Raw genomic sequence first — 15,325 nt, forward strand, 5'->3', positions numbered from 1 at the left:
TGCTTTTTACTTTTGGTTGATTTTTTTGTTGATCGAACCGAGAACGTCCTTAAACTTTCGTGAGGCCTCTATTTCGGCTATCACCCGTTGCAGCGCCGACTCGAACTCTTTTTTGCTGATCGGTTTGACCAAATAATCAGTGATACGATGAATCTGGTTCTCTTCGGCATTGTTCTTTGAAGCGTGCATCATAATAATGGCCGGCCTGAACGCAACCTTGTCCAACACTTCAAAAGCGTCTATATCACTTAACATGGTATCGAGCAGTAAAATTTCTGCTTGGTCCAGAATAGTTGTGGTTAGGGCCTCGGATGCATTGCTGAAGGAACCGATGAGCTTAAGATTGGGATGGTTGTTGACCAAATGTGTGGTAGTCAGTCGTTGAATGGCAGAATCATCAATGACGATAGCTTTGTAAATCATGTTCGTAAGATTGGGTATTTAAAATTATGACTGGCCATTAAAGATGCCAAAAAAGCAGGGCAAACCGGCTTTTTTTTCGGCAAAAAACCTATTTCACTGTTTTAAAGAGATTTGGGAGTGCCCCAAAGTTCTTTTGTCGATAGAATGACAACGTTATTTGGCACAAAAAAACCCGCCGATTTGGCGGGATATTATTGTCGTTGGGTAGCAATCCTACTTCTTGCTCTGTTGGTCTTTAATGGTCTTTTCATCAATATCGAACTTGTTGGTGTCAATATTGGTGTTACCGGTCGGATTGGTAGGATTGCTCTGCTCTTGCTTTCTTTTGAATTTTCTATTGTCTTCTATAGGTCCCATAGTATATTTTTTATTGTTAATAAATTGATTTATAAGAATATAAGAAGCAGGAAATAGAAAATCCGTTAAAGCCTTGCTAAAACCTTGTAGATGAAGCAATAGCACTGATCATTGTTGCTTTTGAGCACTTAAAATATTGTAAAACGCCCGAATTCCATAGGCCAACTGCCCAATCTTCAAATTTTCATTGGGGCTGTGCTGGTTGTTGTCAGGGTTCACCATGGGCACCAAAAAAGCTGGTATCTGTAGTTCATTGATAAAAGGAGCAATGGGCACGGTACCGCCCATGATGCGAATGCGCACTACCTCTTCATCAAAGGTATTTTTTAGAACATCGTTCAAAAAGTTTCCATAGGGGTTGTCCAAATCAGTGCGGAAGGCATCGGTGACACTGCCCTCTTCGACAGTGACGATTTTATCATATCGCAACCGCTCTTCTTTTGAGGGCACATGATCGAGCACCTGAAAGCCCTGTTTTGAGATATGGTCTTTGACGAGCTGCTTCAATCGGTTGCCGTCGCTTTCGGGCACCAACCGCAAATCGAGTTCGGCAGTGGCACTTTCGGGTACTATGGTACGGCGTTTGGGGCCGATCCATCCTGAACCTAAGCCGCGAATGTTCAGCGAAGGATACTGGAGGGCTTCCTGATAAAAGCTTCCGACCTTCTCGGCCGATTTGAATTGTAAGGTCGAAGCAATGGCCCTGTCGTCATCGGGCACACTCTTTAAAATGGCCTTGGTCTCCTCATCCAGTGAAATACCGTCATAATAGCCATCTATTGTTACACGGCCCTCAGCATCTTTCATGGTGGCCAGCAATTGTGCCAGTTGAAATCCGGGATTGGGGGCATAATTTCCGTAATGCCCGCTGTGCTGTGGCTTTATGGGGCCGTAGGTGATGAGTGTCATTGTGGTGATGCCACGGCAGCCATAGGCAATGGTGGGTTTGCCCGACGAATGTACCGGACCATCGGCAATGAGCAAGAAATCGGCTTGCAGCAGCTCACCATATTGTTGTACCGCCTTGGGCAGTGGTTTGCTGCTTTTTTCCTCTTCACCGTCCAAAATCACCTTGATGTTGAAAGACAGCGCTTTGTTGTCTTTTTTTAACAAGTCAATTGCGTTCAAGAACATGATGATGGGCCCTTTATCGTCTGAGGTCGAACGCCCGAACAAGCGCCAATTGTAGTTGATGTCATTGCCCAATTCGTCAAACGAGACGGTTTCGAAGCCATTGTCAACAGGTTTTTTCAGTACCACCTTGTACGGATTCGGTTGTTGCCACATACTGGGATCCACCGATTGTCCGTCAAAGTGCATATATATCAACACGGTTGGTTTGGCATCATCCATGGGTAGGGCAGCAAAGAACAAGGGTAAATTTTCGGTGTCAAGTATAGCGGTGTTAAAACCGCGTTGTTCGAACTGTTTTTTGAGCCAAAAAATATTGTCATCGATATCGTCTGGGTTCAAAGCATCGTTCGGTATGGCAACAAAGTCACGCAGATCTTGAATGGCCTGCGCCACTTGTGATTTCAAGGCGGTGGAATCTTGTGAAAAAACATTGGTGAACAGTAGTAGTGCAAGTAGCGAAAAACCTATTTTTCTCATGTTTTTATATTCTGTTTGAAAGGTAAAGTTTCTTGCCATCATTGACAAGCTCTCTTAAACGCGCAGACCTATTTTTTTAAGAGGGCCAAGATTATTTTTCGCAGCAGCAAAACAAAAGGAAATCCATGAAAAATCACATCGAACCAGTCCATTGCTTGCATGCCCGCGGCACCGCCTGCAATCCACTTTATCTTTCCCCAAATATGTGGTTCAGGAAAGAAGGGTGCAAGGCCCAAGGTGATACATAGAACGATGATTATTCTCCAGTCGTTGATAAATTTCATACCCTGATACTTTTGATGAAAGTGTTGATTTTGGCGACTCCATTTTGGGTCAAATGCTTGATAAATGCCGAACCAATAATGGCTCCTTTCGCCTTTTTGGTGGCCTGCTCAAAAGTTTCGCGATTGCTGATGCCAAAGCCTACAATTTGGGGGTTTGTGAGCGAAAGCGAGGCAATCTTTTCAAAATATTCGCGCTGTTCTGCTCCAAAACCTGTTTTTGTGCCCGTGGTACTGGCCGAGCTGACCATGTAGACAAATCCATCAGAGGCGGCATCTATTTTTCGAATGCGTTCTTCGCTCGTCTGTGGAGTGATAAGAAATATATTGATAAGACCATATTTTTTGAAAATATGCTCGTATTCTTCTTGATATACATCAAAGGGAAGGTCGGGCAGTATAAGTCCGTCGATTCCGATTTCCGCACATTTTTTGCAAAAATCCTCTACGCCATATTGCAGCACGGGATTGAAATAGCCCATAATGATAAGGGGGATGGAAACCGTTTTGCGTATATCCTTCAGTTGTTCAAAAAGGATTTCGGTCGTCATGCCATTTTTTAAAGCCGCTGTGGAACTCTCTTGAATGGTCGGTCCATCGGCCAGGGGATCACTGAAAGGCAATCCTATTTCAACCATATCGACACCGTTTTTTTCCAATTCTTGGATGATAGGTACTGTATCATCCAATTTAGGATAGCCTGCTGTAAAGTAGATAGAGAGGAGTTTTTGGTCTTCTTGGAGTTTTTGTTTGATTCTGTTCATTTAATTTTCTTGATTTTGTCATTTCGAAATGAGTTCCGTTTGTTACCGGAACGATTGAGAAACCTCTTGAGATTTCTCACCTTCGTTCGAAATGACAATTACAAATTAAAATAGTCAATATAGGTATCTAGGTCCTTATCCCCACGTCCTGACAGATTGATGACCACCACATCATCGGTATCGAACTTCTTGTGGTCAAAGATCGCGAAGGCATGGCTGGTCTCGATAGCGGGAATAATGCCCTCTAATTTTGCAACTTCCAGCCCCGCTTGCATCGCCTTATCATCGGTAATGGAGATGAATTCGGCACGCCCAGATTTGAACAAATGGGCGTGCATGGGGCCCACACCAGGGTAATCGAGTCCTGCGGAAATAGAGTAGGGCTCTGTTATCTGTCCGTCATCGGTTTGCATCAACAGTGTTTTGCTGCCATGAATGATACCCACCTTGCCCAAGGCCGAGGTGGCGGCACTTTCACCTGAATGAATGCCCTTTCCCGCGGCTTCCACTGCAATGATGCCCACCGCTTCCTTATCTAGATAATGGTAATACGCCCCCGCGGCATTGCTGCCTCCGCCTACACAAGCGACGACATAGTCTGGATGCTCACGGCCTTCTTTTTCTTGTAACTGCCATTTGATTTCTTCGGAAATCACTGATTGAAACCGCGCTACCATATCTGGGTAGGGGTGCGGCCCTACCACCGAACCGATAATGTAGTGGGTATCCACGGGATTGTTGATCCAGTCGCGAATGGCCTCATTGGTGGCGTCTTTTAGCGTTCGGCTCCCCGATTTGGCCGGTCTGACCTCGGCACCCAACATTTTCATACGGGCTACGTTGGGTGCCTGTCGGGCTATGTCGATTTCGCCCATATACACCACACATTCAATGCCCATGAGTGCACAGACAGTAGCGGTGGCGACACCATGCTGGCCAGCGCCTGTTTCGGCAATGATGCGGTTCTTGCCCAGTTTTTTGGCCATCAAAATCTGACCGATGGTATTGTTTACCTTATGTGCCCCCGTGTGACATAGGTCTTCGCGTTTTAAGTAGATTTTTGTGCCGTGTGTTTCTGATAACCGCTTGGCAAAATAGAGCGGAGTGGGGCGGCCCGCATAATCTCTGAGCAACTGTTTGAATTCTTTTTGAAAGTCTTCCGTCTCCATTATTTTGAGATAGTTCTGGCGCAGCTCCTCACAGTTGGGATAGAGCATCTCTGGAATGTAGGCTCCCCCGAACTCTCCGTAATAGCCTCGTTCGTCAGCGTGAAAGCCCCCTCCGCCCCCAAAGGGGGAACTTTTTTTGATGTTATGTTTCATATTTTTGGTCATTGCGAGCGAAGCAAAGCAATCTGTTGCTGGATAATAGATTACTTTGTCTTTCCAATCCTCGTGATTATTTTTTTAAACTCTTTCAGTTTTTCAACATCCTTTAGCCCTGGCGCTGTTTCAAACCGACTGTTCACATCGATGGCATGGCAGTACTTGGATTCCTGCGTTCGCAGGAATGACAAAAGGCTATCCAAATTTTCGAGTCCGATACCGCCACTCAGAAAATAGGGTTTCGAGGACGGATAGTCTTTCAATACTTTCCAGTCAAAAGTAAGCCCCGTGCCGCCAGGAAGCTTTCCTTTGGTGTCAAAAAGAAAATAGTCGCAGACATCTTCGTATTCTTTGAGCACGTAAAAGTCAAATTCATCCCGATAGCTATCGGGATTGATGGAAAAGGCTTTTATAATGTCAATTTTTCTGTCATTCTGAAATGAGCAGAGCGATTGAGGAATCTCTTTAGATTTCTCACCTTTTCCTTCGACGAGCTCAGGATGACGGTTCGAAATGACAAATAGATTCTTTTCTAATTCTTTGCAAAATTCAGCACTCTCCTTCCCATGCAGCTGTACGGCATCCAATTTATATTTTTTGACTTTTTCAAGTACTTCTTCCCTTTCTGCATCCACAAAAACCCCCACCTTTTTTATTTCGGGATCCAGTGAAGAAATCATTCCATCAAAAAACCGAGAAGATGGCTCCCAAAAGATGAACCCGAGATAGTCGGGCTTCAAGGCTGCCACTTCTTTTGGATTGTATTTCATGCCACAGATTTTGAGTTTCAGTTTCATTTTTACTTCACTTTGTCATTCCGAAATGAGCGAAGCGATTGAGGAATCTCATGAGATTTCGCTCTGCTAAAGGCGGATTCGAAATGACAATTATGTTTTTAATTTGTTTATAAACTCCTCAGCACTCTTGCCCGGATTATCTGTTTTCATAAAATTCTCGCCGATCAAAAAGCCCTGATACCCAAATTCTCGTAGTTCTTTGATGGCTCCCACATTGCTGATACCGCTTTCAGAAACCTTTACAAACGCATCTGGAATCATTTCTGACAATGATTTGCTGGTCTGCAAACTGACCTCGAAGGTTTTTAGGTTGCGGTTGTTAACGCCCAACATATCAAGACTGGGCATGATGGATTTCTGAAGTTCTTCCTCATTATGCACTTCGAGCAAAACTTCGAGATAGAGACTTTTGGCCAGTTCAGAGAGCATTTTGATTTCCTCTCTCGTCATCACTGCGGCAATCAACAAAATGACATCGGCTCCGTGGGCCTTGGCTTCCAAAATTTGATACTCGTCAATGATAAATTCTTTACGAAGCAATGGAAGCTCGACCGAAGCCCGAGCCAATAACAGATCTTCGAGTGAACCACCAAAATATTTAAGGTCGGTCAAAACGCTCATTCCACTTGCCCCTGCTTTTAGATAGCCTTGGGCCATCTGTGCCACGTTGGTATGTTGGTTGATGGTGCCTTTACTGGGCGAACGTCGCTTATGCTCAGCGATGATGCCCGAATCACTTTGTTTCAGAGCTTTTGCCAATGAATAGGTTTCCCTTTCAAAAAGTACGGATTGCTCCCACTGCGAAGCGGGTAGCAACGATTTTTTTAGTGCCACCTCTTTGCGTTTGTCGGCGATTATTTTGTCTAGTATGTTCATATTGCCCTCACCTTAGCCCTCTCTCACGGGAGAGGAGACTTTTTTAATTTTTACTCAACTCTTGCAATCTTTTTAGCGCTTTCAATGCCTTACCGCTTAAAAGCGATTCCTTGGCCTTTTCAAATCCGTCTTTGACATCAATGTTTTCGACCGTGGCAATGGCGATCCCCGCATTGGCACAGACCACATTGTTCTGGGCTTCGGTGCCTTTGCCATTCAGCACGTTCATGAAGATTTGTGCGGATTCGGCTATATCGTCACCGCCCACTATTTCATGGGCTTGAATGGTTTCCACTCCAAAATCTTCGGGTTTCAGCATGCCTTCGGTACCGTTTGAAATGGTCTTGGTATTACCTGTTAAACTGATTTCATCATAGCCATCGAGCGCATGCAGCACGGTAAAGTTCTTATCGGTGTTTTGGTACAGGTAGCCATACATTCTGGCCAACTCTAAATTGAATACCCCGACCATCTGGTTTTTCGGAAAGGCGGGATTCACCATCGGCCCCAACATATTGAAAAAGGTCTTTACGGCCAGTTCTCGTCTGATGGGTGCCACATTTTTCATGGCCGGATGGAACAACGGTGCGTGCAACACACAGATACCTGCTTCTTCAATGGATTTTCGCAAAAAATCTGCTTCATTGCTGAATTTTATGCCCAAGAATTCCATCACATTACTACTGCCACATTTTGAGGAAACCCCATAGTTACCATGCTTGGTCACCTTGATGCCAGTACCGGCAGTTACGAATGATGCCAAAGTCGAGATATTGAAGGTGTCTTTTCCGTCGCCGCCCGTGCCGCAGAGATCTATTGGGTTGTATTCGCTCAGATCCACTGCTAGGCACAGTTCCAATAGGGCATCACGAAACCCTTCCAACTCTTCAATATTGATGCTTCTCATCATATAGACGGTCAAGAAGGCTGCAATCTGGCTGGTGTTGTACTCGCCCTTTGCGATGTTCACCAATATCTGCTTGGCATCCTCTTTGGTGAGCATTTCGTGGTTTATCAATCTATTTAAAGTCTCTTTCATGCTATTTTTTTTGTCATTCCGCACTTGATGCGGAATCTATTGCTTCTTTTGGATTCCTGCTTTCGCAAGAACGACAACTATTTAGATATTATTCAGCCAATTCTCTAATATTTTCTTTCCATGCGGAGTCAATACCGATTCAGGGTGGAACTGTACTGCCCGTACATCGTATTCTTTGTGTCGCAACGACATCACTTGCCCATTTTCATCAAAGGATGTGGCTTCCAAAACTTCTGGTAATTCAGGATGTACCACCCAAGAATGGTAGCGGCCCACCTCGATTTTCTTGGGAATATCCTTGAAAATATAGTCTTTCTGGGCAATTTTTATTTCAGTGGCGATGCCATGATACACTTGATCCAAATTAACCAAGCTTCCTCCAAAGACCTCCCCAATGGCTTGTTGCCCCAAGCACACCCCAAAAATTCGCTTGGTGGGCGCATACTTTTCGATGATGGGTTTGAGTAACCCTGCCTCATCGGGAATTCCTGGCCCAGGCGACAACACAATTTGGTCAAATGGCGTCACGTCATCCAGCGTCAATCGGTCATTCCGTTTTACCAGCACCTCACAATCCAAATCCTCTAAATAGTGCACCAGATTGTAGGTGAAGCTATCGTAATTGTCGATCATCAATACTTTTCTGGCCATCTTAGATTCTTTCTGCGATTTCAAGGGCCTTGTTCAAGGCCCCCAGTTTGTTGTAGGTTTCCTGCAACTCTGTATCAGGGTCCGAGGCCGCCACCAATCCGGCGCCCGCCTGATAATGCAGCGTATGGTTTTTGCTCAAGAACGTACGGATTATAATGGCATGGTTGAAATTTCCGTGAAAATCCATAAAGCCGATGGCACCACCATAATAGGCCCGATTGGTCTTTTCATATTTTTCAATGAGTTGCATGGCCATATGCTTGGGCGCCCCGCTCAAGGTACCTGCCGGAAAGGTATCGGCCACAATTTTTAATGTCGAAATATCCTTCTTTTTTTGTCCGGTCACCTTTGATACCAGGTGGATGACATGCGAGAAGTATTGTACTTCACGGTAGGTCTCCACATTTACGGCATTACCATTGCGGCTAAGGTCGTTGCGCGCGAGATCGACCAACATCACATGCTCGCTGTTCTCTTTGTCATCAGCGGCCAATTTTTTGGCCAGTTCGGCATCTTTTTCGTCGTTTCCGGTGCGCTTGTAGGTGCCTGCTATGGGGTGTATTTCGGCCTTGCCATCCTTCACAACCAATTGGGCCTCTGGCGAACTACCAAAGATCTTGAAATCACCATAATCAAAATAGAACAGATAGGGTGAGGGATTGATGGAGCGCAATGCACGGTACACATTGAACTCATCGCCCTTAAAACTTTGTGAGAACCGACGTGAGAGCACCAACTGGAACACATCGCCGCGATGGCAGTGTTCTTTGGCCAAGCGCACATGCTCACGATATTCCTCATCCTCTAGGTTGGAAACGGCCTCGCCCTGTTTCGAAAAATTATAGGTGGCAAAATTTTGGGCTTTAAGCAGTTGGTGTAGCTCTTCGATATTGTTTTCCGTATCAAAACAATGCGCAAAAATATAGGCCTCGTTCTTAAAATGGTTGATGGCGATGATGTTCTGATAGACCGCGTAAAAAATATCGGGAATCGCCACCGAATTCTCCTTTTTGGAGATTTCGACGGATTCAAAATACCGCACCGCATCGTAGGCCATGTAACCAAAAAGTCCATTGTTGATGAACTTGAAGCCATTGTCCGTTGTGGAAAACCGCTTCGAAAAGGCATCGATGGCGGCCGTTAGGTCGGTTTTTTTTTCTATTTGGATTTCTTCGGAAGTACCATCGGGAAATTGCTGTACCACTTTTTCATCCTGTACTTTTATGGAGGCTATCGGGTTGCAACAGATGTACGAAAAGCTGTTGTCGTTGGCGTGGTAATCGCTACTCTCTAACAGAATGCTGTTCGGAAACCTATCGCGCATCTTCAGATACACACTCACGGGAGTGATGGTGTCTGCCAAGATGTGTTTGTAATGTGTTTTTAATTGATAAGTCATTTTGTTTTCTAAAATTTTACACACCCCGCCTTGACGCTGCGGTCAGGCCACCCCTAATTCGACTGCGCTCAGCAAAGGTCTCAAGAGGGGAATGAAAAAGGCCTGTCGTGACGACAGGCCTTTTTATATGTTTCATATAGTAGGGACTAGCTCACGACATCTGACGTAAGGTTGTCCACCACCAAGTATGTACCGTTGTTTGCTTCACAGTGTCAAATATAGAAAGGAAATTGGTATTGACAAACCAAAATGAAAAAATCCCGCCCCGGGGGAACCAGGGAACGGGATTTTCAAACACTAAACCACATTCTGGTCGCTCACTGAGCGAAGTCGAAGTGAGGCCGGAATGAAGAATTGTTAAAACTCCAGATCGACCACTAGATCGAATTCATCATAGATGGTCTTGTCGCCAAGGTTTTCGAAGAAGCTGCCGGAGCCGTAACGAACATCGTATTGAGCGCGGTCAATCTTCATGGTTGCCGTGGCCTTACTTCCATAAATCGAAACGTCAAAAGTCACAGGCTTTGTAATGCCCTTAATGGTCAAGTCACCTGTAACCTCGTATGCGTTTTTACCAGTAGATTTGACATTGGTGAAGACCAACTTAGAAGATGGATGGTTAGCCACACTGAAGAAATCGTCAGATTTTAGGTGGCCTTCCAGCTTGTCTTTGTACTCGCCTTCAAGGTCTGTGACGGTAATGCTGGTCATGTCTGCCTCAAATTCGCCCCCGGTCAGCATGCCATTGTCATCGAATATCAAGGTTCCTGATTTAAGATTGACAGTCCCAGTATGTGATCCGGTAACCTTGTAGGCTTTCCAAGTTACCTTACTTTCATCGGTCTTTACTTCTTTTTTCTCCCCGTCAACGGGATTTGCCAAGGCCGATAAGCCAAAGACTAAGGTCAAAACCAAACTTAAAGTGTTCTTTTTCATGATTTTCAATTAATTGTTGTTTTACTTCTGTTTTATATTTATAAATAGGTGAATAATTCTTCTTTTGATTTACGAACTTTCGGATAATGCTGTGTCTCGTCCTCTTCTGAACGGTACCCAATGGCCAGTACCACGGCGGCGTTCAGGTTCTTACCATCAAGCCCCAAGATTTTATTGTACCGTTCGGCCTCAAAACCCTCCATGGGGCAGGTGTCTATTTTCAGTTCTGCTGCTGCCTGCATCATGTTTCCGAAGGCGAGATAGGCCTGTTTCGATGTCCAAACGCTTTTTTCTTCAGTTGAAAGGCCTAACAGTTTAGACTTCATAAAGTCACTGTATCCCTTCAAATTCTCTGCCGGAATGTTTCGTGTCTTGCTGACATTCTGTAAATACTCATCCACCAGTTCTTCTCCAAAATCTGTCTTGTTGGCGAACACGATGATATGCGAGGCATCGGTAATCTGTGATTGCCCCCAAGAGGCAGGTTTCAGCTTTTCTTTTAGTTCTTGGTCGGTAATCACAAACACATGATAGGGCTGTAGCCCATAGGAAGATGCGCTCAGGCGGGTTGCCTCCAACAATATGTCAAGGTCGCCGCCAGAAACTTTTTTGTGGGTATCAAACTTTTTGGTGGCGTAGCGCCAAGTTCTATTTTCGAGTACGGTTTCCATCTTAAAATTTATCCAATAAACGATTCAACTCTTCAAGCTCTTTTTTTGAGAAATTTTTGACAATCTTTTTTTCGGCATCGGCCACGGCAACATCGATTTTTGCCAACGCCCTATCACCTTTATCGGTCAGGGTAATCTCTACCTTGCGGCGATTGGCCTTGCAAATGGTTCGGTGTACATAGCCTTTGTTGATCAACTTATCCACTAACCGGGTAGTGTTGCTCATTTTGGTGACCATGCGCTCGTTGAGGGTCGATAGGTTGGCCGGTACCCCTTTTTGCCCCCGTAGGATCCGCAGCACGTTGAATTGTTGCAACGACACTTCAAAGGGTTTAAGGGCATTGGCCAATATATCGTTGACTTTATGGTGTACCAAGGTCATATGAATCAAGGTTCTTGATTCCAACGGAATTTTTTTTGTCGTCTTGATGACCTCTTCTACATTCATGTCATTACAATAATTGTATATACAAATGTAAATCTATTTCTTCGACCTGTACAACATATGAACCGATAAATTTTTGTTAAAAGCTATAAGCCCATTGTGGCATTGGTTAATTTTAAGAACTTAAAATGTATATAATGAAGCACTTGCACATTTTTTGTTTGATGGCCCTGCTTGTAATAGGGGCCTGCAATACCAAGCAGAAGGGCAAAGAGGTGGATACGGCGCCCGAATATGCAGATGCAGAAACTACCGCACCGCCTGTTGAGGTGAACTTTCCGGTGTACGACTTTGAAGGGTTCAAGCCTTATCTGAACAAGACCGATGGCAAGGTACACGTAATCAACTTTTGGGCCACTTGGTGCAAACCCTGCATCAAAGAGCTTCCCTATTTCGAAAGGGTGAATGAGGAAATGAAAGATGAAGGGGTCGAGGTGGTTTTGGTGAGTTTGGATATGCCCTCGATGTGGAAATCGAAATTGGAGCCCTTTGTCGAAAAGAAGGATATCCAATCAAAGGTCATCATTCTTGACGACCCAAAAATGAACGATTGGATTCCACAGATCGATGAAGAATGGGGCGGGGGTATTCCCGCCACACTCATTTACAAAGGCGATAAGCGGGCTTTTTTTGAACGTAGCTTTACCTACGAGGAATTGAAAACCGCATTGGACAAATTTTTATAAAACAACCATTATGGATATCTCAAAGAAATTGGCCGCTTTGGCACTTGTTTTGGCGCTCACCTCGTTTACCGGGCCCTCATTAGAAATGAAAGGTTACGGCATTGGTGATGTGGCGACAGATTTTTCATTGAAGAATATTGATGGCAAAATGGTTTCTTTATCTGATTATAAGGATGCCAAGGGCTTTTTGGTGATTTTTACCTGTAATACATGCCCGTACGCAGTGGCATACGAAGACCGCATCATCGCATTGGATGCCAAGTACAAACCAAAGGGTGTGCCGGTAATCGCCATCAATCCGAACAATCCAGCCGTTCAACCGGGCGACAGTTTTGAGGCCATGAAAAAACGGGCTTCTGAAAAAGGCTTTACTTTTCCATACCTCTTGGATGAGGGCCAGAAAATATTTCCGCAGTATGGGGCCAGCAGAACACCACATGTATTTTTGTTGGAAAAGAATGAAAAGGGAAACATCGTACGATACATAGGTGCCATCGACGACAATTACCAAAGTGCCGAGCGTGTAAAGGAAAAATATGTTGAAAACGCTGTCGATGCCATGTTGGCCGGCGACGAAATTGAGGTCACCACTACCAAGGCCATTGGGTGTTCGATAAAGGTCTAAAAAGAAAATAATAAGTTGATTAAAATCTGGGGCAATGCTCCGGATTTTTATTTTTGAAAAAATTTAACTGATAGACATGGCAGATTTGACACAAGAAGAATGGGCCCAACAATTGGCCAATGACCAAAACGCTTATATTTTGGACGTTCGTACCCCCGAAGAGGTTGAAGAAGGGTACATACCCGGGGCGACCAACATCGATATCTATCTTGGACAAGAGTTTTTGAATAAGGTTGAAAAACTGGACAAATCCAAAAATTACTACGTTTACTGCCGCTCTGGTAACCGTAGTGGTCAGGCTTGTGCCCTTATGAACCAGTTGGGGTTTGCAAAGACCTACAATCTGATGGGGGGCTTCAACGAATGGGAAGGGGAGGTTGCTGAACCCTAATGGAACCTCGAGCGATAATAGTTGAACTGAAAAGAAACAGGGCTGTATTCAAGCATTTACTGGAAGGGATTCCCCTTGAGATTAGAAAATGGAAGCCCAACCCAGAAAAATGGTGCCTCTTAGAGATTGTTTGTCATTTGCTCGATGAGGAGGTAGAAGATTTCAGAGAAAGGGTCAGGCATGTTTTGCAAACCCCAGATTTGCCCCTTAAGCCGTTCGATCAACTGGCTTGGCCGGTAGAAAGGTCGTACCTGAGCCAAGATTTCGACGAGATATTGATGAAATTTTTGAAAGAAAGAAACGCTTCTGTGATATGGCTTTACTCATTGAACAATCCGAATTGGAACAGCAAGGTCACGCATCAGGGTTTGGGTGAGGTTTCTGCCAAATCGTTTCTAGTCAATTGGCTCGCCCACGATTATCATCACATAAGACAGATCAATAGCCTGAAGTACGATTATCTACGGTTCAAATCGGGTGATGATTTGACCTATGCCGGTAATTGGTGAGCAATCTCTACCTTAGTGCAATGCGTGAAGATTTACTCCATTTTGTTTGGAAGTACCAAAAGTTCTCCGGACAGTCCTTGATGACTACCGATAAAATAGCTGTACAGGTTAAAAACCCGGGAACGCATAACCACGGGGCAGGGCCTGATTTCTTCAATGCCAGACTTTTGATTGGTGGCCAAGAATGGGCCGGCAATGTAGAATTGCATGTGAAGTCGTCTGATTGGTATGCCCATGGGCATGAAAGCGATCTGAACTACAATAACGTGGTCTTGCACGTGGTTTGGGAAGACGATGTATCGGTCTTCAGAAAAGATGGTTCGGCCATTGCTACCTTGGTATTGAAAGATTACCTTTCGAGAGCGTTGCTCATGGGGTATCGAAAACTACTGGAAGATTCGAAAAAGGCCTTTATCAATTGCGAACAAGACATTGCCAGTGTTGATGGTTTTCTTCTTGACAATTGGCTGGAGGGCCTTTTCTTTGAACGGTTAGAGCATAAGTCGGCCGCGGTCTTCGAATTGCTCGACCAGTGCCAAAACGATTGGGAGAAAGTGCTCTTTTCACTTTTAATGAAAAGTTTCGGATCAAAAGTAAACGGGGAGGCCTTTTTGGATATCGCCCGGGTTCTGGATTTTTCCATTGTGAGAAAAGTGGCCCATGACGCTTTGCAGCTTGAGGCCCTTTTATTCGGCACGGCCGGCCTATTGCATGAAGACCATTTGGATGTATACCACAATCAGCTCAAGCAATCGTATGGGTTTTTGGAAAATAAATTCAATTTAGGCGGTGTGGGTATACGCCCACCGGCTTTTTACGGTCTGCGGCCAAATAATTTTCCTACCCTAAGGCTTTCGCAGGTAGCGGCACTATATCATAAGGTGCCCAACCTTTTTTCAGAAGTGGTTGAGGCCAAGCGGCTTTCTGAAATAGTCAGTTTTTTTGAAGTTTCAGCAGGCGAATATTGGAATTCACACTACACGTTTGGAAAAACATCCAAAGAAAGCAAAAAGCGCCTGACCAAAAATTTTATCGAACTCTTGGTGGTCAATGCCATCGTACCCATAAAGTTTTGCTATGCCAAACAGTTGGGCAAAAATGCCGATGAAGAGTTGGTTGAACTGCTCTCGGGCATTAAACCAGAACAAAATGGCATTATAGAAAAGTTCAAATCGGCGGGGCTCAGGTCTGACAATGCCCTGCAGACACAAGCCAAAATTCAGCTTTACAACCACTATTGCACAAAGAACAAATGCCTACAATGTGCCGTGGGCACCAGTTTATTGAACGGAAATTTCTAATTTTAACCATGCGTTGGTTCTACAGCATACTATATTATTTTCAAAAGAGGGGCTTTGAAGTTTGTGAGCGTATAGCCGAACGGTTGGGCATACGGGCCAGGGTAGTTCGCACCTCTTTTATTTACCTCACCTTTGTAACGTTGGGTTTTGGCTTTGCACTATATCTATTCATTGCCTTTTGGCTCAAAATAAAAGATTTGGTGTACACCAAAAGAACCTCTGTATTTGACCTCTGATG

General features: G+C 44.6%; 20 protein-coding genes. 6 read left to right on the top strand and 14 right to left on the bottom strand.

What is annotated here, in order from left to right; translation table 11 throughout:
• Nucleotides 1-6 precede the first annotated feature (6 nt).
• The 14 genes from VC82_RS11025 to VC82_RS11085 form a co-directional block, all read right to left on the bottom strand.
• Nucleotides 7-423, bottom strand: coding sequence for a LytR/AlgR family response regulator transcription factor (locus VC82_RS11025; protein WP_052698999.1), 417 nt, complete (start codon nucleotides 421-423; stop codon nucleotides 7-9).
• Between the two features lie 213 nt (nucleotides 424-636).
• Nucleotides 637-780 carry a hypothetical protein gene (locus VC82_RS15680; protein ID WP_170218321.1) on the bottom strand — a complete coding sequence of 48 codons (144 nt, stop codon included), beginning with the start codon at nucleotides 778-780 and terminating at the stop codon, nucleotides 637-639.
• 108 nt (nucleotides 781-888) lie between these two features.
• Nucleotides 889-2,391 (bottom strand): M20/M25/M40 family metallo-hydrolase, encoded by a 1,503-nt coding sequence (locus VC82_RS11030; protein WP_045803403.1) that lies wholly within the window; start codon nucleotides 2,389-2,391, stop codon nucleotides 889-891.
• Nucleotides 2,392-2,459: 68 nt separating this feature from the next.
• Nucleotides 2,460-2,675, bottom strand: coding sequence for a hypothetical protein (locus VC82_RS11035; protein ID WP_045802426.1), 216 nt, complete (start codon nucleotides 2,673-2,675; stop codon nucleotides 2,460-2,462).
• On the bottom strand, nucleotides 2,672-3,436 hold the full coding sequence (trpA, locus tag VC82_RS11040; RefSeq protein WP_045802427.1) for a tryptophan synthase subunit alpha: 765 nt from the start codon (nucleotides 3,434-3,436) through the stop codon (nucleotides 2,672-2,674). Before trpA ends, VC82_RS11035 begins: the two co-directional genes overlap by 4 nt.
• A 98-nt stretch (nucleotides 3,437-3,534) precedes the next feature.
• The gene (gene trpB, locus VC82_RS11045; protein WP_045803404.1) at nucleotides 3,535-4,758 is read right to left on the bottom strand and encodes a tryptophan synthase subunit beta; all 1,224 of its coding nucleotides are present in this window, start codon (nucleotides 4,756-4,758) and stop codon (nucleotides 3,535-3,537) included.
• Nucleotides 4,759-4,808: 50 nt separating this feature from the next.
• On the bottom strand, nucleotides 4,809-5,552 hold the full coding sequence (locus VC82_RS11050; RefSeq protein WP_045803405.1) for a phosphoribosylanthranilate isomerase: 744 nt from the start codon (nucleotides 5,550-5,552) through the stop codon (nucleotides 4,809-4,811).
• A 96-nt stretch (nucleotides 5,553-5,648) separates the two neighbouring features.
• On the bottom strand, nucleotides 5,649-6,434 hold the full coding sequence (trpC, locus tag VC82_RS11055; protein WP_045802428.1) for an indole-3-glycerol phosphate synthase TrpC: 786 nt from the start codon (nucleotides 6,432-6,434) through the stop codon (nucleotides 5,649-5,651).
• Nucleotides 6,435-6,477: 43 nt separating this feature from the next.
• Complete coding sequence (gene trpD / locus VC82_RS11060; protein WP_045802429.1) at nucleotides 6,478-7,473, bottom strand: anthranilate phosphoribosyltransferase; 996 nt, start codon at nucleotides 7,471-7,473, stop codon at nucleotides 6,478-6,480.
• 81 nt (nucleotides 7,474-7,554) lie between these two features.
• The gene (locus tag VC82_RS11065) at nucleotides 7,555-8,124 is read right to left on the bottom strand and encodes an anthranilate synthase component II (protein ID WP_045802430.1); all 570 of its coding nucleotides are present in this window, start codon (nucleotides 8,122-8,124) and stop codon (nucleotides 7,555-7,557) included.
• A gap of 1 nt (nucleotide 8,125) precedes the next feature.
• Nucleotides 8,126-9,523, bottom strand: coding sequence for an anthranilate synthase component I family protein (locus VC82_RS11070; protein ID WP_045802431.1), 1,398 nt, complete (start codon nucleotides 9,521-9,523; stop codon nucleotides 8,126-8,128).
• A 357-nt stretch (nucleotides 9,524-9,880) separates the two neighbouring features.
• Nucleotides 9,881-10,459 carry a YceI family protein gene (locus VC82_RS11075; RefSeq protein WP_045802432.1) on the bottom strand — a complete coding sequence of 193 codons (579 nt, stop codon included), beginning with the start codon at nucleotides 10,457-10,459 and terminating at the stop codon, nucleotides 9,881-9,883.
• Between the two features lie 38 nt (nucleotides 10,460-10,497).
• Nucleotides 10,498-11,130, bottom strand: coding sequence for an NAD(P)H-dependent oxidoreductase (locus VC82_RS11080; RefSeq protein WP_045802433.1), 633 nt, complete (start codon nucleotides 11,128-11,130; stop codon nucleotides 10,498-10,500).
• 1 nt (nucleotide 11,131) lies between these two features.
• Nucleotides 11,132-11,578 (bottom strand): MarR family winged helix-turn-helix transcriptional regulator, encoded by a 447-nt coding sequence (locus VC82_RS11085; protein ID WP_045802434.1) that lies wholly within the window; start codon nucleotides 11,576-11,578, stop codon nucleotides 11,132-11,134.
• A 134-nt stretch (nucleotides 11,579-11,712) separates the two neighbouring features.
• Between VC82_RS11085 and VC82_RS11090 the strand changes: the two genes are divergently transcribed.
• From VC82_RS11090 to VC82_RS11115, 6 genes are all read left to right on the top strand, one after another.
• Nucleotides 11,713-12,261 carry a TlpA family protein disulfide reductase gene (locus VC82_RS11090; RefSeq protein ID WP_045802435.1) on the top strand — a complete coding sequence of 183 codons (549 nt, stop codon included), beginning with the start codon at nucleotides 11,713-11,715 and terminating at the stop codon, nucleotides 12,259-12,261.
• Nucleotides 12,262-12,271: 10 nt separating this feature from the next.
• Nucleotides 12,272-12,886, top strand: coding sequence for a thioredoxin family protein (locus VC82_RS11095; protein WP_045802436.1), 615 nt, complete (start codon nucleotides 12,272-12,274; stop codon nucleotides 12,884-12,886).
• A 76-nt stretch (nucleotides 12,887-12,962) separates the two neighbouring features.
• Nucleotides 12,963-13,277 carry a rhodanese-like domain-containing protein gene (locus VC82_RS11100; protein ID WP_045802437.1) on the top strand — a complete coding sequence of 105 codons (315 nt, stop codon included), beginning with the start codon at nucleotides 12,963-12,965 and terminating at the stop codon, nucleotides 13,275-13,277.
• Nucleotides 13,277-13,786, top strand: a complete 510-nt coding sequence (locus VC82_RS11105; RefSeq protein WP_045802438.1) for a DinB family protein — start codon at nucleotides 13,277-13,279, stop codon at nucleotides 13,784-13,786. Before VC82_RS11100 ends, VC82_RS11105 begins: the two co-directional genes overlap by 1 nt.
• Nucleotides 13,787-13,806: 20 nt before the next feature.
• The gene (locus tag VC82_RS11110) at nucleotides 13,807-15,087 is read left to right on the top strand and encodes a DUF2851 family protein (protein ID WP_045802439.1); all 1,281 of its coding nucleotides are present in this window, start codon (nucleotides 13,807-13,809) and stop codon (nucleotides 15,085-15,087) included.
• A gap of 8 nt (nucleotides 15,088-15,095) precedes the next feature.
• A complete protein-coding gene (locus VC82_RS11115; protein WP_045802440.1) occupies nucleotides 15,096-15,323 on the top strand; it encodes a PspC domain-containing protein in 228 nt (75 codons plus the stop codon).
• Nucleotides 15,324-15,325: the final 2 nt, after the last annotated feature.

The organism is Flagellimonas lutaonensis (assembly GCF_000963865.1).
GTDB classification, from domain to species: domain Bacteria; phylum Bacteroidota; class Bacteroidia; order Flavobacteriales; family Flavobacteriaceae; genus Flagellimonas_A; species Flagellimonas_A lutaonensis.